We start from the raw sequence: 18,373 nt of genomic DNA on the forward strand, positions 1-18,373 counted from the left end.
CTTCCAACTGCTCTATTTGGGCGAATTCTGGACGCAAGCTAGAGCAGACTTGCCCTAACTGCCCTAGTTGCGGGACAGCGCCGCACAAATGCCCGATTGATGTGGGGATCACAAGCGCGCAGGAAGTTGCCGGCGCCGACTTTTCATCTTTCGCCCGCTCGTCTACCAGTGGACCTATGTTGAGCCGACCCCGACCGTTAATTGGCAAAGCGACCTCACTCAGCCGAACCGCGCGCGGCTTCGCGACGATTCTGCTGGCCGCCACCGTTGCTTTATCGAGCTCGGTCAGCGCCTTCGCGCAGGGCGTGCCGGTGGTGCGCGACGCCGAGATCGAGGCGCTGGTGCGCGATTATGCCCGGCCGATCTTCAAAGCGGCGGGGCTTGCCAATGACGGCATCGACATCGTTTTGGTCAACGACCAGAGTTTCAACGCCTTCGTCACCGGCCGGCGGCTGTTCATCAACACCGGCGCGCTGGTGACCGCCGAAACGCCGAACGAGATCATCGGCGTTATCGCGCACGAGGCCGGCCATATCGCCGGCGGCCACCAGGAGAAATTGCGCGACCAGCTCGACCGCGCCAAGACCATGGCCATCATCGCCACGCTGCTCGGCGCCGGCGCCATGGTGGCCGGCGCCACCACCAACAGCCGCGGTCTTGCCGGCGCCGGCATGGGGGTGGCCGCCGGCGGCGGCGAGATGGCGCAGCGCTCGATTCTGGCCTATCAGCGCACCGAAGAGATCACCGCCGACCGTTCGGCGATCACCTATCTGAACGCCACCGGCCAGTCCGGCATGGGCATGCTGAAGACCTTCGCCCGCTTCCAGAGCGCGCTCTCGCTCGCCGGCACCCAGGTCGATCCCTACCGGATCAGCCATCCGATGCCGCAGGAGCGCATCGCCAACCTCGAAGTCCTCGTCAAGCAAAGCCCCTTCGTCAACGCTGTCGACTCGCCGGCACTGCAGCAGCGGCACGACATGATGCGCATCAAGATCGCGGCTTATATGCAGGGCCAGGCAGCCGTCGCGCGACTGATGCGCAAGAACCCGACCAGCCTCGCCTCGCGCTATGGCGACGCGCAGCAGACCTATCTTTACGGCAATCCGGGCGCGGCGCTCGCCAAAACGGCGGCGCTGATCAAGGAACAACCGAAGAACCCCTATTTCCACGAACTGCGCGGCGACATCCTGATGAAGGTCAACAAGCCGAAGGACGCGGCGGACGCCTATGCCAAGGCGGCCAGCCTCGATCCCGCGCGCTCCGGCCTGCTGCTGGTTTCGGTCGGCCAGTCGCTGATGGCGGTCGGCACGCCCGATTCGCTGAAAAAGGCTGTCACCCAGCTTAACAACGGCGTCGCGCGGGACAGGGAGAATTCCGAAGCCTATCGTTTTCTGGCGCAGGCATATGGCGAGCTCGGCGACATTCCGGCTGCCGATCTTGCTACCGCCGAGGGTCACTATTATGCGGGCGACTACAAAAACGCTAAGATCTTCGCCATGCGCGCTCAACAGAAATTGAAGCGCGGCGAACCCCGCTGGGTCCGGGCGCAGGATATTATAAACTACACGCCATCGAACAAACTCAAATGAACCTCCCGGGCCCTGGCGGCGACCAAGGCGGACCGGAACCGGCAAAAGGAACGACGATATGAACAAGGCAATCCTGCTTGGCAGCGCCGGCGGTCTGGCGGTGGCGCTCGGCATGCTGGCTTTCGGTTTCATGGCGGGAAACCCGCAGCCCGCGAGGGCCGACACCGTGCAAGTCGCCCAGGTCACGTCTTCCACCGATACCAAGGCCTCCGCCGATACCAAGATCGATCGCAAGGAGGTCGAAGGCATCATCCGCGATTATCTCTTGAAGAATCCAGAAGTTCTGCTCGAGGTGCAGGACGCGCTCGAGGCCAAGCAGAAGGAAGAGCAGCGGCTCGCCGCACTCGGCGTCATCAAGAACTCCAAGGACGAGATCTTCAACTCGACCTTCGACGGCGTCGTCGGCAACCCGAAAGGCAAGGTCACGATCGTCGAGTTCTACGATTACAATTGCGGCTTCTGCAAACGCGCCATCGAGGACATGCAGGCGCTGACCAAGTCCGATCCGGACCTGCGCTTCGTACTCAAGGAGTTCCCGATCCTCAGCCCGGATTCGCAGAAGGCCAGCGTCGTCTCCATGGCGTTCCACCTGATGCATCCGGAGAAGTATCGTGAGTTCCACACCGCGCTGCTCGGCGGCCAGGGTCGCGCCACCGAGGCGACCGCGATCAAAGTGGCGCTTTCGCTCGGCGCCGACGAGGCAGCGCTGCGCGAGAAGATGAAGGACCCGCGCATCGCCGAAACGCTCTCGCGCACCTATGATCTTGCGACGAAACTGTCGATCACCGGCACGCCGTCCTATGTCGTCGGCAACGAGGTGATCTTCGGAGCGCTCGGCCAGCAGGTTCTGGCGGAAAAGATCGAAGAGGCAAAAAGCGCGCTCTAGGCGCGCCCGCGGTGTAAAAGCCGGCCGCTGTGGACAGCGAAAGAACGCACTTGCGCTCTTTTCGCGGGCGGCTATGCCCATTATAGAGGCCCAGTGCGCCGGCTTGGGGTCGGCGCAGAACAAGGTCGGCATATTGAAAACGATTTTCGTCCTCAACGGTCCCAATCTCAATGCGCTCGGCAAGCGCGAGCCGGGGATTTATGGCGGCAAGACGCTTGCGGCCATCGCCGAGGACTGCAAGACGGCCGGCGCCGCGCTCGGGCTCGAGATCGATTTTCGCCAATCCAACCATGAGGGCGATCTGGTCGACTGGATCCAGGAAGCCAGCGAGAAGGCGGCAGGCATCGTCATCAACCCCGGCGCCTACAGCCACACATCGATCGCCATCCATGACGCCATCCGCGCCGCAGCACCGCTGCCCGTCGCGGAAGTCCATCTTTCCAACATCCACGCGCGGGAGCCCTTCCGCCACGTCTCCATGGTCGCGCCGGTCGCTGTCGGCATGATCTGCGGGTTCGGGCCGCTCGGCTACACGCTCGCGCTGCAGGCACTGGCGGCACGCCTGTGACCGACCCCCAAACAGAAGGCTCGAAAATGTCGATAAAAAAGAACGGTGTTGACCAGCAGCTGATCCGCGATCTGGCGGGCATTCTGAACGACACCAATCTGACCGAGATCGAGGTCGAGCTCGGCGACCTCAAGGTGCGCGTCTCGCGCCAGGCGCAGGCCGTCCATGCGGTTGCAGCGGCGCTGCCGGCGCCCGCCGCGGCTCCTGCGACCGCCGCGGCTCAGCCAGCAACGGCAGCCGCGGCCGCCGATATGTCCAAGAACGCAGTGCCCTCCCCGATGGTCGGCACCGCCTATCTGGCACCCTCACCCGACGCCAAGGCGTTCATCGAGGTCGGCCAGAAGGTCAAGGAAGGCCAGACGCTGCTCATCATCGAAGCGATGAAGACGATGAATCAGATCCCCTCGCCGCGTGCCGGCACGGTGACGGCGATCCTCATCGAGGATGCCCAGCCGGTCGAATACGGAATGCCGCTGGTGGTTCTTGAGTAGAGCCGGGAACAATCAGGAGATGTTCCAGAAAATCCTCATCGCCAATCGCGGCGAAATCGCGCTCCGGGTGCTGCGCGCCTGCAAGGAGCTCGGCATCCAGACGGTGGTGGTCCACTCGACCGCGGATTCCGACGCCATGCATGTGCGGCTTGCCGACGAGAGCGTCTGCATCGGCCCACCGCCGTCCCGCGAAAGCTATCTCAACATCCACCAGATCGTCGCCGCCTGCGAGATCACCGGCGCCGATGCCGTGCATCCGGGCTACGGCTTCCTGTCGGAGAACGCCAAGTTCGCCGACATCCTAGCGGCCCACAACATCACCTTCATCGGCCCGTCAGGCGACCATATCCGCGTCATGGGCGACAAGATCGAGGCCAAGCGCACGGCGAAGCGTCTCGGCATCCCCGTCGTGCCTGGGTCCGATGGCGCGATCAGCGAAGAGAAGGAAGCCAAGCGCGTCGCCGCCGAGATCGGCTATCCGGTGATCATCAAGGCCTCCGCCGGCGGTGGCGGCCGCGGCATGAAGGTGGCGCACACCGAGGCGGACCTCGAAGTCGCCTTGCAGACGGCCAAGTCGGAAGCGGGGGCGGCCTTCGGCGACGACGCCGTCTACATCGAGAAATATCTGCAGAAGCCGCGCCATATCGAGGTGCAGGTGTTCGGCGACGGGGCCGGCCGAGGCGTGCATTTCGGCGAGCGCGACTGCTCGCTGCAGCGGCGCCACCAGAAGGTCTGGGAGGAAGCCAATTCCCCCGCGCTCAATGCCGAGGAGCGTTCGCGCATCGGCGGCATCTGCGCCAGGGCTATCGCCGATCTCGGCTATTCGGGCGCCGGCACGATCGAGTTCCTCTACGAGAATGGCGAGTTCTATTTCATCGAGATGAACACGCGTCTTCAGGTCGAGCATCCGGTGACCGAAGCGATCACCGGCATCGACCTCGTGCATGAGCAGATCCGCGTCGCCTCGGGCGGCGGGCTGTCGGTCAAGCAGGAAGACATCAAGTTCAACGGCCATGCCATCGAGTGCCGTATCAACGCCGAGGATCCGCGCACCTTCACGCCCTCGCCCGGCACGATCACGCATTTCCATACGCCCGGCGGCCTCGGTATCCGCGTCGATTCCGGCGTCTATTCGGGCTACAAAATCCCGCCCTATTACGACAGCCTGATCGGCAAGCTGATCGTGCATGGCCGCAACCGCGTCGAATGCATGATGCGGCTGCGCCGCGCGCTCGACGAATTCGTCGTCGACGGCATCAAGACGACGCTGCCGCTGTTCCGCGACCTGGTCGGCAATCCCGACATCGCCAATGGCGACTACGACATCCACTGGCTGGAAAAATACCTGGCCAAGGGTGAATAGCACGGGGATGCGATGACCCGCCCCTACGCACCAGGCTATCGCATTCCGACCGACCTGCTGCTTCGGGCTTACGCTTCCGGTGTCTTCCCGATGGCCGAGAGCGCCAACGACCCGGAAGTGTTCTGGGTGCGGCCGGAAACGCGCGGCATCATTCCGCTGGACGGATTCCACACACCGCGCAGCCTGAAGAAGACGATCCGCAAGCATCCGTTCGAGATCCGCTACGACTTCGATTTCGAGGCGACGATCGACGGCTGCGCCGAAAAACGCGAGGAGCGCCGCTCGACCTGGATCAATGCGCCGATCCGCGAAGCCTATGTCGAGCTCTATCGCTTGGGCCACTGCCATTCGGTCGAAGCATGGCGCGAGGAACGGCTGGTCGGCGGCCTCTATGGCGTCTCGCTCGGACGCGTGTTCTTCGGCGAAAGCATGTTCGCCAGGGAGACCGACGCGTCGAAGACCTGTCTCTACCATCTCGTCGAGCGGCTGAAGGCGCGCGGCTTCGCGCTGCTCGACACGCAGTTCACGACCGAGCATTTGAAGCGCTTCGGCGCTGTCGACGTGCCGCGCGGCCAGTATGAGAAGCTGCTCGCCGAGGCGCTGAAGGGCGAGGCCGTCTTCTATCCTTGAGCCCGCGCTGCCGCCTCGATCGGCGTTTGCGAATGGAACATCATCTTCCAGCCGTCAGCGCGATGGACATAGCCGGTGCTGACGAGGGCAGCATAGGATTCGCCGTTCTCGCGCGTCGCGCGCGCCTCGTAAGTCAGCATGACGATGTCGCTGCCGGGCTCGACCATGCCCTTCAGCTTAATGTCGAGGTCGCGCCATCTGTTAGGCTTGGCCGCCGTCTTTGCGAGATCGGCGTTGGTCATCGCCTGCGCCATCTGCGGGAACGCCACCAGGCAATCCACATCGGCATTGGCTTCATAGTAAGCGGAATCGCCTGTCCAAAAGCCCTTCTCGATATCGAGAAGCTCCTGCTTGTTGGCCGTGATCGATCTGGTGGTCATCGCAGAATCCTCCTCGCCTGTCGCCGATCTGGAACGGCTCAAAGACGGGCAGGTTCCGAGATCAGTTGGTGTCGGTCGTGTCGTCGGGTGCCGGCGCCGCATCAGTCGGTTCGGAGGCGGCGTCCGCCGGCTGCGCCGGAGCCCTGGCCTTGGCGGCTTCGGTCTTCGGCTTGCCTGTGTCGGCCTTGGCCGCGGTCGGCGGCGGCACGTCCGACTTCTGCTTGCAGCCCTTGAGCCAGACGTCATAGACGGCGTGCTCAACGGCGTTGAGGCCGGGGCTTTCGGCAAACATCCAGCCGGTGAAGATGCGGCGGATCTTGCGGTCGAGCGTGATCTCGTCGACCTCGACGAAGGAATCGGTCTTCGGCTGCTCCGTGTCCGGCCGCGAATAGCAGACGCGAGGCGTCACCTGCAAAGCGCCGAACTGAACGGTCTCGTCGATATAGACGTCGAAGGTGATGATGCGGCCGGTGATCTTGTCGATGCCGGCGAACGCGGCCACCGGATTGGTGATGCGGTCAGAGGCCGCAGGTGCAGCGGCCGGCGCCTGCGCGGCGGCGAACACCGCTGTCGAGGCAAGCAGAACGGACGTCGCCGCGATTAGGGCCTTTGAGATGTGGCTTGGAATCCTGGGGCGCAATTCAGGACGGAAAACCGCTGCGCACTTTTCCTGGAATTGCTTAGGAGAGCTCATGCAAATACCGGTGGTTGTGCCCGGGTGATTCTTCAACGCCCAAGGCTAGTCGAGGCTGCGCAATCAGCAAGCAGCTAAACGCCAATTGTGGCGACAAAGGACCGAAGCGGCGTCTGGGACGTGGATTACGATCCGGGCGTCCAGGCGTCGTAGTCGCCGGTCACCTGCGGGCGATGCTGGTTGGTCAGGATGGAACCCTGCGGACGATAGGCGCCGGGCGTTCCGGTCAGGTTCGGCCGATGCTCCTTCTGCCACTCGCGAGCCTTGTAGCTCTCGCTCGATGGAGGTGTATCGACGCGGTGGTGGATCCAACCATGCCAGCCCGGCGGGATCTTCGAGGCTTCCGAATAGTCGCGATAGATTACCCAGCGGCGGGTGCGGCCTTCCGAATCGATGCCGCCTTCATAGTAGACGTTGCCGGCTTCGTCCTCGCCGACCCGCTTGCCGAAGCGCCAGGTGTGGAAGCGGGTGCCGAGCGTCTGGCTGTTCCACCAGGTGAAAAACTGCAGCAGGAAAGTCTTCATCCAAATCCTCGCGGCGGCAGCGGCTGCGCCTTTCCCCTGCTTATGGCGTCACGTCACCGCGAAGGCAAGGGCTTTGCCACACCCCGAATGGAAATGCTCCATGCGTTCATATCTTGATGCATGTCGTCGTCCCAGAACCGCTCCACACTTCCGGCCGACATGCATTAGTCGATGCAGTTGTCCTGCCGGCGGCAGTGCGGCTTGCCAAGCGCCGCCTGTCTTTCTAAAGCTCGGCCCGCCCGTTCGGGGCACGCCTTGAGGAGGTGACGATTGAGCCGGGATCCGTCCGCAGACAGCCGGATCAGCGCCGAAGACATTCGCCGCCGCAAGGGCGGCGTGCCGATCGTTTGCCTTACCGCCTACACCTATCCTGTCGCCCGCCTGCTCGATCCGCATGTCGACCTGCTGCTGGTCGGCGACAGCGTCGCCATGGTCCTGCACGGCCACGCCACCACGCTCGGCGCCTCGCTGGAGATGATGATCGCGCACGGCCAGGCTGTGATGCGCGGCTCGGCCAAGGCCTGCGTGGTGGTCGACATGCCTGCGGGCAGCTACGAGACGTCGGCCGCCCAGGCCGTCGCTTCGGCGCGGCGCATCGTCGGGGCAACAGGCTGCCAGGCCGTGAAGCTCGAGGGCGGCGTCGACATGGCAGCCCAGATCGCGGCGATCGTCGCCGAAGGAATACCGGTCATGGGTCATATCGGCCTGCAGCCGCAATCGGTGGAGAAGGACGGCGGCTACAAGATCAAGGGCCGGACAGACGACAATATCGCAGCGCTCTTGCGCGATGCAGAGGCGGTGGAAAAAGCCGGCGCCTTCTCGGTGGTCATCGAGGGCACGATGGAGGCCGTGGCTGCGAAGCTTACCCGTCACATTTCCATACCGACCATCGGCATCGGCGCCAGTGCCGACTGCGACGGCCAGATCCTGGTGATCGACGACATGGTCGGCATGACCGTCGACCGCGTGCCGAAGTTCGTCAAGGAATACGCCGACTTGCGCAGCATGATCGCGAATGCGGCGGCCCGCTACGCCGCCGAGGTGCGCAGCCGTGCCTTTCCTGGCCCCGACCACGTCTTCACGACAGCATCCGGCAAGGACGACACATGAACGCGCCAATCGTCGTCGACAGCGTCGCCGCGCTTCGGACACAGGTCAGGAACTGGCGACAGGCCGGCCTGAAGGTCGCCATGGTGCCGACCATGGGTGCGCTGCATGACGGCCATATCTCACTGGTCAGGATCGCGCTCGAACGGGCCGATCGCTGCGTCGTCTCGATCTTTGTCAACCCGGCCCAGTTCGCGCCGACGGAGGATCTCGACAAATACCCACGCCAGCTGGCGCACGATCTCGACCGGCTGCGGGATGCGGGTGCGCATCTCGCCTTCACGCCGGGCGTAAACGAAATGTACCCCGCTGGCTTCGCCACGAAGATCTCGGTGGGCGGCCCCTCTCGCGGCCTGGAAACCGACTTCAGGCCGAGTTTCTTCGACGGCGTCGCGACCGTGGTAGCAAAACTCTTCCTGCAGGCGGCGCCCGATTGCGCCGTGTTCGGCGAGAAGGACTACCAGCAGCTTTGCGTCGTCAGGCAGCTCTGCCGCGACCTCGACCTGCCGGTCGAGATCGTCGGCGCGCCGACGGTGCGCGACGTCCATGGCCTCGCCATGTCGTCGCGCAATGCGTATCTCGGCGAGGCCGAGCTCGGCATAGCACGCGAGCTCAACGTGATCCTGCGCCGCACCGCGGCGGCGCTTGCGGGCGGCGCGGATGAAACCGGCGCCACCGATGCCGCAGCGAAGTCCCTCGTCTCCGCGGGCTTCCAGAAGGTTGACTATGTCGCCGCGCGCGAAGCCGCGACGCTCAGCTCCTGGCGGAAAGACCGCGACGGCCGCCTGCTGGCGGCCGCCTGGCTCGGCACGACACGCCTGATCGACAATGTGGAAATTCCCTCCGCCTGATCGGACTTTCGTTCGATCAGGCTCGCCGCCTACTCTTCCGACGGCATATGCAGATACATCGACTGGATGCCGACGCGGCCTGGCCCGGTGAAGCGATTGACGACGAAATTCATGGCGGCGCCGAAGAAGCCGCTGGAAAGCCGGTCGATCCTTGTATCCATCTTTACCGATGCGTCCTTGAACAGCCAGCCGCCCGGCTCGATGTCGATGGTCTCGCCGGGCGCCAGCACCTTCTCGAAGACATTGCCGTAACCGTGCAGCCAGACGATGCCGTCGCCTGTCTCGCCGCGGAAGCGGTCGATGAAGAAGCCGCTCTGGCCAAACAGCATCGTTCCCAGTCCGCGCACGCGCTCGAAAGTGTAGTCGACGCTGGCGGTCGCGGCGAGGAACTGGTGCTCGCGCACCTGGATCTCCTCGCCGCGCCGAAGATGGATCGGCACGATATGGCCCGGTCCGTCGCGGCTGAAGGCGATGATGCCCGGCCCCGACGCCTCGGTGACGAATATCTGCATGCCGGCGATCATGCGCTTCAGCGCGCCCTTCAGCGATTTCAGGCCGATGGTGATGGCGGTGTTCTTCCAGAGCAGGATATGGTGCTCGAAATAAACCGGCATGTTGGTCACATCGACCGACAGCACCGGCACCAGTTCTCCGGCGACGTGATAGGTCACGCCGCCAAAAGTCTCGTCCGACACCTCGGTCGGCATCAGTTCAGGCAAGCTCGGCATGGCAATCCCCCATTTGCCGGCGACGCCTCTGGCTAGTGGGAGAGCGGGACACCGGCGATGCGCAGCCTTGACCACGCGGATCGGCGCGATCAAATCAAAACCGCGCGATGAATGGGGGCTCGCTGCCGATCTAGCGGAGCCGCTTCTCCATGATGAGGGCGGGCAGTCCCGAATTGCCGCCGCAATCGGCGGTTCTGCCTGTCGCGCGAAACCCGTTCGCCTCGTAGAAGGCGATCGCCGCGGCATTTGCTTCCTCGACCTCGAGGCGCAGCGTATGCATCTCCGGAAAACTGGCTTCAACTTCATCGAGCAGCGACTGGCCAATCCCCTGCCGTTGGCAGGCCGGATGGACGTAAAGCTGGTTCAAAAGAACGATCTTCGGGTCGGTGGTGGCGGCAGCGAACGCCATGCCGCCGAGCCGCTTGCCGTCGTCAGCCACCAGGAACTCGGAATTCGGCCGCGCCAGCCGCGCCTTGAGCGAGGCGATCGAATGCCAGTCATCCGTGATTTCAGTTACCCGCTTGGTGCCATAGACGGCGTCGTAAGTGGCATGCCAAGTCTCGACCAGCAACGCACGGACGGCTGCGAGATCGCGTTCGCTGGCCGTCCGCACGAACATCGCTAGCCCTCGATGCCGAGCTTGGCCTTGACGAGGTCGTTGACCGCCTGCGGGTTGGCCTTGCCGCCGGTCGCCTTCATCACCTGGCCGACGAACCAGCCGGCCATGGTCGGCTTGGCGCGCGCCTGCTCGGCCTTGTCGGGGTTGGCGGCGATCACCTCGTCGACGGCCTTCTCGATGGCGCCGGTGTCGGTGACCTGCTTCATGCCGCGGCTCTCGACGAGCTGGCGCGGATCGCCGCCCTCGTTCCAGACGATCTCGAACAGGTCCTTGGCGATCTTGCCGGAGATGGTGCCTTCCTTGATCAGGTCGATGACGGCGCCGAGCTGCTCTGGCGAAAGCGGAGCATTTTCAATGTCTTTGCCGGCTTTGTTGAGAGCGCCGAGCAGGTCGTTGATGACCCAGTTGGCGGCGAGCTTGCCGTCGCGGCCGGATGCCACCTTCTCGAAATAGTCGGCAATCGGCTTTTCCGACACCAGCACCGAGGCGTCATAGGTCGACAGGCCCAGCGACGAAATCAGCCGCGCCTTCTTGTCGTCGGGCAGTTCCGGCAGGTGTTGCGCCAACGCATCGACATAGGCCTGGTCGAATTCCAGCGGCAGAAGATCGGGATCCGGGAAATAGCGATAGTCATGCGCCTCCTCCTTGGAGCGCAACGAGCGCGTCTCGCCCTTGACCGGGTCGAACAGGCGGGTCTCCTGGTCGATCTTGCCGCCATCCTCGAGGATAGCGATCTGCCGGCGCGCCTCGGATTCGATCGCCTGGCCGATGAAGCGGATCGAGTTGACGTTCTTGATTTCGCAGCGTGTGCCGAATGCGCCGCCCGGGCGGCGCACCGAGACGTTGACGTCGGCGCGCAGCGAACCTTCGTCCATGTTGCCGTCGCATGTGCCGAGATAGCGCATGATGGTGCGCAGCTTCGTCACATATGCCTTGGCCTCGTCGGCCGAGCGGATGTCGGGCTTGGAGACGATCTCCATCAGCGCCACGCCGGAGCGGTTGAGGTCGACATAGGACATGGTCGCATGCTGGTCATGCATCGACTTGCCGGCATCCTGTTCCAGATGCAGGCGCTCGATGCCCACCTCGATATCCTCGAACTCGCCCTGGCGGTTGGGCCCGACGGAGACGATCACCTTGCCCTCGCCGACGATCGGCTGCTTGAACTGCGAGATCTGGTAGCCCTGCGGCAGGTCCGGATAGAAATAGTTCTTCCGGTCGAAGACCGATTTATGATTGATCGCGGCCTTCAGGCCGAGCCCTGTACGGATCGCCTGCTTGACGCATTCCTCGTTGATGACCGGCAGCATGCCCGGCATCGCTGCGTCGACAAGGCTAACATTGGCATTGGGCGCCCCGCCGAACGACGTCGAGGCGCCGGAAAAGAGTTTTGCCTCCGAGATCACTTGCGCATGCACTTCGAGCCCGATGATGATCTCCCAGTCGCCGGTGGCGCCAGGGATCAGGCGTTTTGCGTCGGGGGTGCGGGTGTCGATGATGCTCATGGAGGCCTGCAGACTTTGAATTCTCGGAGTTGCAATTAATGTACTCATTGAGATGCATTAATGCACATTTTGGGTGCGCAACTTCGCTAGTCCAAACCGCCCTGCGAGACAAGCGCAAAGCCCGCACGCTGGCCTTTTCCGCCACGTTCGCTTATAGGATACCCCATTCCAATGGAGAGTGGATGTCCACTTACGCTCAGTCCCGGTGAAGCCCTGACCTCCTAAGCGAGGCAGGCAGAAAACCTGAAACCCCGTGCCGCGATGTCTCGCAGCGGCGGCTTTTGTTGTTTTTCCCGGGACTTCTCCAATGGACATTTCGCGTAACGAGCAGCGCATCCTGCACCTGCTCGCGCAGGGCGGCGCATTGAAATCGAAAAGAACGAAAGCAGGAAGATCGCCTCGGTCCTGTGCCTGACCCGCGATGGCTGGCGCTATCCGGGCTTCGACCTGGAACTCTTTCGGAAATTGAGGCGCAAGAAGCGGTTTCCTCGACGAACGGCGGTCCTTACCGCATGACACGACGCGGGCTCGAGCTCGTGCGCGCCGAACTCGACAATCGCTAATGTCCAATGCCGCCGGCCGAAACGCCGGCGGCACCTTTCCGTTTGCTTCAGGCCGTGGCGATGTAGGCCCTGATCTCTTCGGCTTCGCGCTCGACATCCTCGATGCGGCGCTTGACCACGTCGCCGATGGAGACGATGCCGTCGAGCAGCCCGTTTTTCTCCACCGGCAGATGGCGGAAGCGGCCGCGCGTCATGATCTCCATCACCTCGTTGACGGTGTGGTTTTCGTTGCAGATCTTGACCTTCGGCGTCATCGCCGAGCGCACGGCGATGTCGAGCGCGGCGGCGCCCTCCTTGGCCACGACCCTGACGATATCGCGCTCAGAGAGAATGCCGACGATCTTGCGGTCGCCATTGGTGATGACGAGCGCGCCGATCCTGTGCTCGGCCAGCATGCGAATGGCCTCGCTGAGTTTTTCATTGGGCCCGAGCGTGAACACGTCATGGCCCTTGCTCTCAAGAATTGCCTTAACCGTCATGGCGTCCTCCACTGCCTTTGACGCTCCCGGCGCCCTTAGGAAGACACTGGGTGCTTGGGCAACATCGTGCGCCGTGATTGGTTGCATTTCAAGTGCGCCTAAGGAGTAGATCAGGATGGCGTCTCGTTGAATCACCATCCTGATCTATCTCTTGTTGGAGTATGATCTTCTCCGAAACCGGTTCCCGCTTCTCGGGATCATGCTCTAGGCGGCAGCCAGTGGACGGTCGAAGAAACGCAGTCCGAAAAAGCCGGCGACGAAGCCGCCAATATGGGCTTCCCAGGCGATCTGGCCGTCGATGCCCGGCGCGAAGCCGAGCAGGCCCGTGGCCAGATTGATCACCATCCAAACGCCAAGAAAGGTCATGACGCCGCGCGAACGCAACACCGATGCGACCGGCAGCGGCTCGCCGGCGAAGGCACCCCGGCCCGACGAACGGTCGACGCGGAAGCCGTAGCGCGCGGCCGCGCCCATCATCCCGGAGATCGCGCCCGATGCGCCGACGAGCGGCATCTCGCCATAGGGATGCAGTGCCCAGAACAGAGCGACCGAGGCCAGTCCGGTCACAGCGTAGAACATTGCGAAACGTAGCGCGCCAAGACGATTGGCGAGCGGCGAGCCGAAGGCTGCAAGCCAGATCATGTTGATGGCGATATGGGCGACGCCCCCATGCATGAACGCATAGGTGAACGGGCGCGTGAACAAGAACCAGTCGAAGCCGTATTGGCCGGTGTACAGCACCGGAATGAAGGCGCCGTCATAGAGCAGCGTCATTTGCTGCGTTTCGTTCAGCACATATTGCTGCAGCAGATAGACGACCGCGCAAATGCCGATCACGGCAAGCACCACCGGCGGCAGGTTGAATACAGGTTCGCGCCGCCGCGGCTCGAGCGCCTCGTCCGGCAACGGTTTGTTTTCGGTGGGGTTTACGGGCTCGCTCATGCACCCTTGCAGGTTCGGGACTCGGCGTTTTCGACGAGCATGTAGATCACGCGCTTTGGAATCACAAACGGCTAATCGCCACAGCGCCCGCGCAGAAAAAGGCGAATCAGAGCAAGGGCCGAATCAAAAAGAAGGCCGTTCAGGTGTCCCCCTGAACGGCCGGTCGAGCCCCCTGCTCCCCATAAACTCGTGACTGAAGTGCTGCCGATCGCTGCTGAAACGACCGTTTTGGAGTGGTTTTGATGTGCCACAGGCCTCGGCGGCACACAATGTAAACCGTTTGTTAACCTTAACGACCCCGAGGCGTGAACAAACGTTAACGATACTGGCACGCATCCTGCTCCGCACCGCATGAAGGTCATCGGAGGGCGCCCTGTCTGTTCGCCGATGGGACATCAAAAGACAGGTTGTGCGGAGCAGGATGGACATGAACGAAAAAGGATCGATCGCGCTGTTCCAATATTGGAACCAGCTGCGTGATGGCCGCCTTGCCCCGAAGCGATCGGAGGTGGAGCCGGCGGACATCAAGTCGCTTCTGGCCGACACCTTCATCCTCGAGCGCGATACGCGCGGCGAGGCGGTGTTCCGGCTGGCCGGCACGAGGCTCTGCGCCTATTATGGCCGGGAGCTCAAGGGCTTCTCCTTCCCTTCGCTCTGGCGCGAGAAGGATCAACGGTTGGTGTCGCGGCTCATGCAGGGCGTTTTCGATCAGAAGTCGGTTCTGCTCATGACCTATGAGGGATTCAGCCGGAACGGCCGCTCCAACAAATTCGAGCTCTTGGCGCTGCCGTTGGACGGCGGCGCCGAGAACCCGCGCTGCCTGGGCATCATCAGCACCGCCGACAAGCCGTTCTGGCTTGGTGCCGACCCGCTCGCCGACGCGCTCATCGATTCGATTCGGGTGATAGACCCCGAGAAGGAGCCGATGTTCCTGAAGAACCGTCCGGCCATCGACGTCCCCTCGCTCGTTCCGACCGAATTCGATGCTCCGGAGACCATTTCGGCGCTCGGCCGCGTGCGTCGCATCCGCCATCTCGTCGTCCTCGACGGCGGGCGTCACGAGTGAGCCCCGCCGTGTGAGGTTTCCCGCCGCTCTCGCTAGATTTTTCAGCGCTGCGCGTGTTCCAGGCCCAGGCTTTTGCGGCCGACTTTTCCCGTTTGTTAACCTGCTTTGCTGTAGCTTTTCGGGCGAAATTCCTCGCATCGTCGCGCGGAATGCCAACCGGGTGTAGGCAGTCATGAGGTCAGCGGCGGTAGAATATGCGCCGTCACGAGCTGAGCGGCGCAACTTCCAGCGTGTCCGCGTCAAAATCTACGGACGTTTCATGCTGGAAGACCGCACCGAGCATCCTTGCCAGGTGATCGATATGTCGCCCGGCAACGTTGCGTTGCGCACGGACCGGATCGGCATGCCGGGCGAGAAGGTTATCGCCTATATCGACCATATCGGTCGTGTCGAAGGCATCGTGACGCGTACGTCGCAGGACGGGTTCGCCATGACCGTCATCGCCTCGGAGCGCAAGAAGGACAAGCTTGCCGCGCAGCTCACCTGGCTTGCCAACAAGCATGAACTCGACCTGCCCGAGGACCGCCGCCACGAACGCGTGGCGCCGCGCAATCCGATGAGCGTCCTCCAGCTCACGGATGGGCGCCAGTATCAGTGCCGCATCATCGACCTGTCGCTCTCCGGTGCCGCCATCGAGATCGATGTCAAGCCGGCAATCGGCGTCCAGGTCACGTTAGGCACGATGCGCGGCCAGATCGTGCGCCATTTCGAGGACGGCGTCGCCATAGAATTCGCCGTCATCCAGCGGCCGGAAACTCTGGATCAGGAATTCAACGCGCCGCGGTCCTGACGCAAACCCGCACCGCAAGCGCGAAGCGAGCCGGCCGGTAGCGGCCGGTTTTTTGTTGCCTGATTTTGGCGGGTCGGACGCGGGTCGCCCGCGCTATCTAGATCTCACGCGAGCCGGCGAAATCTGAATAATCCGAAATCGCGGTAGTTCAAATTTTATGTTTATTCTACTGGCGTTTTACTCAATGTCTACTTTGGGTTTTTGCGTCAAATAAATCCCAACGTGGCACAGTCTCCTCAAACGGGGAGACTACAACAATGAAAATGACGAGGGGCAAGCTGTTGCTCTTGGCAATGGCGATGCAGCTTTCCGCCTGGGGTACGGCAAGCGCAGGACCGGCTTTCATGCATACGGGTGGCCGCACCACCCAGCCGGTCGGTCACTACGATTTCTGCCAGCGCATTCCCGTCGAATGCAATGAACGGACGCCGAAGGGTTCGCCGGTCGAGCTGACGCGCAAGCTGTGGGCGACGATGGTCAACGTCAACAATTCGGTCAACACCCGCGTCAAGCCGCGCACCGACATGGAGATCTACGGTGTCGAGGAATACTGGGCCTATCCCGACAAAGGTTATGGCGACTGCGAGGATTACGCGCTGGAGAAGCGCCGTGAGCTGATGGCCGTGGGCGTGCCGGCCGGCAATCTGCTGATGACGGTGGTGCGCCAGCCGAACGGCGACGGCCATGCGGTGCTGACGGTGCGCACCAGCCTCGGCGAATTCATCCTCGACAATCTCGAGCCGAAAGTGCTCGCCTGGAACGACACCGTCTACACCTACCTCAAGCGTCAATCGACGGAGAATTCGGGCGTTTGGGTGACGATCAACGACGGCCGCGACGACGCGGTCGCCAGCGTCCGCTAAGGCGCCAAAGCGATCGGGTACGTCGCCGTGACGCGGCGGCGCGCCCAGGAAGAAAGCCCGGTCGAGTCCCCACCCTCCCCGTCCCCAACGACCGGGTTTTAGGAGCCGGCCCCTGTCCCCGGGGCCGGCTCCGCCATTTCGGTCGCCGCCCGCCGGCTGCAACCAATCGGCGCTGCGCTGCCGAAGCGCCATGGTCGGCACGCCCTTCCCCGCCGAGGCGGATGGGAGCAGTATGGCTCGTTCGTTGCGGATGAAGCCAATGCTAGAAATCCCCGAGGATCGCGGCACCCGCCACCTGTTGTTCAAGGCCATAGACGACGCGTTCAAGGCCGGAGACTTCGCGGCCCTGGGTGTTGCGCTCGGCGGTTCACCGCGCTGGTTCGACGAGCGGATGCCGTCCGAGCTCGGACTTGGCCACCCGCTGGAATACGCGATCTACTGGAGCCCGGCCGCGTTTATCACCGCGCTTCTCGATGCCGGGTCGAACCCGAATTATGAAGACCCGGCCGGGTTTCCATCGATCATTGCCGTGCTGTCGACGGAACGGCCGGACCGGTTGGACGTCATCCATATCCTGCTCGCGCATGGCGCCGACCCGGATATGCGCGGCGTGAACGACTGGACCGCCCTGCACTACGCGGTGTCCCGGCGCGACGCCGAGGCGATCCGTCTGCTGCTCCTGTCAGGCGCGGACGCTTCGCTGAGGACCCGCATCGACGACTATCAGACGGCCCTGGAAGGCGCCGAGCAGGCCGGCTTCGAAGCGGGCGCCCTTCTGTTGCGTGAAGCGATGAACAGCCGCCGCGGATGAAGACAGGCGGAGTTGCCGCCTGCCGCCGTCACACTGTCTTGAGCTTGGTCTTGAAGCGTTTGGCATTGGCCACGTAGTGGGCCGCCGAGACGCGCAGCCGCGCGATCGCCGCTTCGTCCAGCGTCCTTATCACCTTGGCGGGCGAGCCGACGATCAGCGAATTGTCCGGAAACACCTTGTTTTCCGTCACCAGCGCGCCGGCGCCGACCAGCGAGTTGTTGCCGATCCTGGCGCCGTTCAGCACGATGGCGCCCATGCCGATCAGGCTGTTGTCGCCGATCGTGCAGCCATGCAGCAGAGCCCGGTGGCCGATCGTGCAGCCTTCGCCGATGGTCAGCGGAAAGCCCGGATCGGTGTGCATGATCGTGTGTTCCTGCACATTGGTGTCGGCGCCGATGATGATCGGTTCACCGTCGCCGCGGACGACGACGCCGAACCAGAAGCCGGCATTGCGGCCGATCCGGATATTGCCGATCAGCGTGGCGTCGGGCGCGATCCAGTTCGTATCGGCGTCCTCGAACTCGGGCGCTTTCCCATCGATCGCATAGACCGGCATTGTTCGTCTCCGAATCGTCTCAACCAGCGAATTCGAAAGACCCTAAGTTGGCTGTCGCCCAGGATGCAATGGCGATGAGGACGACGCCTAGCGCCAGCGCCCAGGCAATGGCCGTGCAGCCGCAGGACAACAGCGCCATCGTGCCGATGCGGCCCTCGCGCCGGGCGGCTAAGGCCTCGTTGGTGAGCATGAACGGCCCGGCGCAGGCTGTTGCCGCGAGCGAACGCAGGATGTGGACGTGCGAAACATAAGGCTCGGCAAAGGCCAGGCGTCGGCCGGCCAGCAATTCCATGGCCGATCCGGCCAGCCCGCAAGCCGTGAGACCAACCGCGAAAGCGTAAAGAACAAGCACAACGGGATCCATGTTT

At 63.2% G+C, this 18,373-nt stretch carries 22 protein-coding genes and 1 pseudogene; 13 read left to right on the forward strand and 10 right to left on the reverse strand.

Features of this window, described 5'->3' with window-relative positions; all coding sequences use genetic code 11:
* The first annotated feature begins 176 nt into the window (after positions 1-176).
* The 6 genes from LB526_RS27260 (at position 177) to aat (ending at position 5,527) form a co-directional block, all read left to right on the forward strand.
* Complete coding sequence (locus tag LB526_RS27260) at positions 177-1,589, forward strand: M48 family metalloprotease (protein ID WP_224532347.1); 1,413 nt, start codon at positions 177-179, stop codon at positions 1,587-1,589.
* A 58-nt stretch (positions 1,590-1,647) separates the two neighbouring features.
* Positions 1,648-2,475, forward strand: a complete 828-nt coding sequence (locus tag LB526_RS27265) for a DsbA family protein (protein ID WP_140842817.1) — start codon at positions 1,648-1,650, stop codon at positions 2,473-2,475.
* Positions 2,476-2,608: 133 nt separating this feature from the next.
* Positions 2,609-3,043, forward strand: coding sequence for a type II 3-dehydroquinate dehydratase (gene aroQ, locus LB526_RS27270; protein WP_224532346.1), 435 nt, complete (start codon positions 2,609-2,611; stop codon positions 3,041-3,043).
* 26 nt (positions 3,044-3,069) lie between these two features.
* Positions 3,070-3,534 (forward strand): acetyl-CoA carboxylase biotin carboxyl carrier protein, encoded by a 465-nt coding sequence (gene accB / locus LB526_RS27275; RefSeq protein ID WP_095767608.1) that lies wholly within the window; start codon positions 3,070-3,072, stop codon positions 3,532-3,534.
* 19 nt (positions 3,535-3,553) lie between these two features.
* On the forward strand, positions 3,554-4,897 hold the full coding sequence (gene accC, locus LB526_RS27280) for an acetyl-CoA carboxylase biotin carboxylase subunit (RefSeq protein WP_224532345.1): 1,344 nt from the start codon (positions 3,554-3,556) through the stop codon (positions 4,895-4,897).
* Between the two features lie 12 nt (positions 4,898-4,909).
* Positions 4,910-5,527, forward strand: coding sequence for a leucyl/phenylalanyl-tRNA--protein transferase (gene aat, locus LB526_RS27285; RefSeq protein WP_095767610.1), 618 nt, complete (start codon positions 4,910-4,912; stop codon positions 5,525-5,527).
* Here aat and LB526_RS27290 read toward each other — a convergent pair.
* The 3 genes from LB526_RS27290 to LB526_RS27300 all read right to left on the reverse strand — a co-directional run bounded on the left by LB526_RS27290 (position 5,518) and on the right by LB526_RS27300 (position 7,125).
* On the reverse strand, positions 5,518-5,907 hold the full coding sequence (locus LB526_RS27290) for a hypothetical protein (RefSeq protein ID WP_095767611.1): 390 nt from the start codon (positions 5,905-5,907) through the stop codon (positions 5,518-5,520). The two genes, aat and LB526_RS27290, sit on opposite strands and share 10 nt — an antisense overlap.
* A 61-nt stretch (positions 5,908-5,968) precedes the next feature.
* Positions 5,969-6,601, reverse strand: coding sequence for a DUF2155 domain-containing protein (locus LB526_RS27295; RefSeq protein ID WP_224630400.1), 633 nt, complete (start codon positions 6,599-6,601; stop codon positions 5,969-5,971).
* 125 nt (positions 6,602-6,726) lie between these two features.
* On the reverse strand, positions 6,727-7,125 hold the full coding sequence (locus LB526_RS27300; protein WP_140678429.1) for an NADH:ubiquinone oxidoreductase subunit NDUFA12: 399 nt from the start codon (positions 7,123-7,125) through the stop codon (positions 6,727-6,729).
* 270 nt (positions 7,126-7,395) lie between these two features.
* Between LB526_RS27300 and panB the strand changes: the two genes are divergently transcribed.
* Together panB and panC are read left to right on the forward strand one after the other, a co-directional pair.
* Positions 7,396-8,235 (forward strand): 3-methyl-2-oxobutanoate hydroxymethyltransferase, encoded by an 840-nt coding sequence (panB, locus tag LB526_RS27305; protein ID WP_224630401.1) that lies wholly within the window; start codon positions 7,396-7,398, stop codon positions 8,233-8,235.
* Positions 8,232-9,083, forward strand: coding sequence for a pantoate--beta-alanine ligase (gene panC, locus LB526_RS27310; RefSeq protein WP_224532344.1), 852 nt, complete (start codon positions 8,232-8,234; stop codon positions 9,081-9,083). The genes panB and panC overlap by 4 nt, the downstream gene beginning before the upstream one ends.
* 29 nt (positions 9,084-9,112) lie before the next feature.
* On the opposite strand, the gene LB526_RS27315 is transcribed toward panC, so the two are convergent.
* From LB526_RS27315 to gatB, 3 genes are all read right to left on the reverse strand, one after another.
* On the reverse strand, positions 9,113-9,811 hold the full coding sequence (locus LB526_RS27315) for an AIM24 family protein (RefSeq protein WP_140541352.1): 699 nt from the start codon (positions 9,809-9,811) through the stop codon (positions 9,113-9,115).
* 130 nt (positions 9,812-9,941) lie between these two features.
* A complete protein-coding gene (locus LB526_RS27320) occupies positions 9,942-10,430 on the reverse strand; it encodes a GNAT family N-acetyltransferase (RefSeq protein WP_224532343.1) in 489 nt (162 codons plus the stop codon).
* Between the two features lie 2 nt (positions 10,431-10,432).
* Positions 10,433-11,935, reverse strand: coding sequence for an Asp-tRNA(Asn)/Glu-tRNA(Gln) amidotransferase subunit GatB (gene gatB / locus LB526_RS27325; RefSeq protein ID WP_224532342.1), 1,503 nt, complete (start codon positions 11,933-11,935; stop codon positions 10,433-10,435).
* 307 nt (positions 11,936-12,242) lie between these two features.
* On the opposite strand from gatB, the pseudogene LB526_RS27330 reads away from it, so the two are divergent.
* Positions 12,243-12,498 (forward strand): annotated as a pseudogene (locus LB526_RS27330) (YjhX family toxin).
* Positions 12,499-12,545: 47 nt separating this feature from the next.
* Here LB526_RS27330 and LB526_RS27335 read toward each other — a convergent pair.
* Both LB526_RS27335 and LB526_RS27340 read right to left on the reverse strand, forming a co-directional pair.
* Positions 12,546-12,977 (reverse strand): CBS domain-containing protein, encoded by a 432-nt coding sequence (locus tag LB526_RS27335; protein ID WP_040983461.1) that lies wholly within the window; start codon positions 12,975-12,977, stop codon positions 12,546-12,548.
* A 204-nt stretch (positions 12,978-13,181) separates the two neighbouring features.
* Positions 13,182-13,919, reverse strand: a complete 738-nt coding sequence (locus LB526_RS27340) for a rhomboid family intramembrane serine protease (protein WP_224532341.1) — start codon at positions 13,917-13,919, stop codon at positions 13,182-13,184.
* 427 nt (positions 13,920-14,346) lie between these two features.
* Between LB526_RS27340 and LB526_RS27345 the strand changes: the two genes are divergently transcribed.
* From LB526_RS27345 to LB526_RS27360, 4 genes are all read left to right on the forward strand, one after another.
* Positions 14,347-14,985 carry a PAS domain-containing protein gene (locus LB526_RS27345; protein ID WP_224532340.1) on the forward strand — a complete coding sequence of 213 codons (639 nt, stop codon included), beginning with the start codon at positions 14,347-14,349 and terminating at the stop codon, positions 14,983-14,985.
* A 172-nt stretch (positions 14,986-15,157) separates the two neighbouring features.
* The gene (locus tag LB526_RS27350) at positions 15,158-15,775 is read left to right on the forward strand and encodes a PilZ domain-containing protein (protein WP_095767620.1); all 618 of its coding nucleotides are present in this window, start codon (positions 15,158-15,160) and stop codon (positions 15,773-15,775) included.
* A 257-nt stretch (positions 15,776-16,032) separates the two neighbouring features.
* A complete protein-coding gene (locus LB526_RS27355) occupies positions 16,033-16,638 on the forward strand; it encodes a transglutaminase-like cysteine peptidase (RefSeq protein ID WP_140842791.1) in 606 nt (201 codons plus the stop codon).
* Positions 16,639-16,870: 232 nt separating this feature from the next.
* The gene (locus tag LB526_RS27360) at positions 16,871-17,449 is read left to right on the forward strand and encodes an ankyrin repeat domain-containing protein (RefSeq protein WP_411968226.1); all 579 of its coding nucleotides are present in this window, start codon (positions 16,871-16,873) and stop codon (positions 17,447-17,449) included.
* A 28-nt stretch (positions 17,450-17,477) separates the two neighbouring features.
* Here the strand turns inward: LB526_RS27360 and LB526_RS27365 are convergent, their stop codons facing one another.
* Together LB526_RS27365 and LB526_RS27370 are read right to left on the reverse strand one after the other, a co-directional pair.
* Positions 17,478-18,005 carry a gamma carbonic anhydrase family protein gene (locus LB526_RS27365; protein WP_224630402.1) on the reverse strand — a complete coding sequence of 176 codons (528 nt, stop codon included), beginning with the start codon at positions 18,003-18,005 and terminating at the stop codon, positions 17,478-17,480.
* A 19-nt stretch (positions 18,006-18,024) separates the two neighbouring features.
* Complete coding sequence (locus tag LB526_RS27370) at positions 18,025-18,369, reverse strand: DUF6949 family protein (RefSeq protein WP_224630403.1); 345 nt, start codon at positions 18,367-18,369, stop codon at positions 18,025-18,027.
* Between the last annotated feature and the right edge of the window lie 4 nt (positions 18,370-18,373).

The sequence above is a fragment of the Mesorhizobium sp. CA6 genome (assembly GCF_020165035.1).
In the GTDB taxonomy this organism is placed as follows: domain Bacteria; phylum Pseudomonadota; class Alphaproteobacteria; order Rhizobiales; family Rhizobiaceae; genus Mesorhizobium.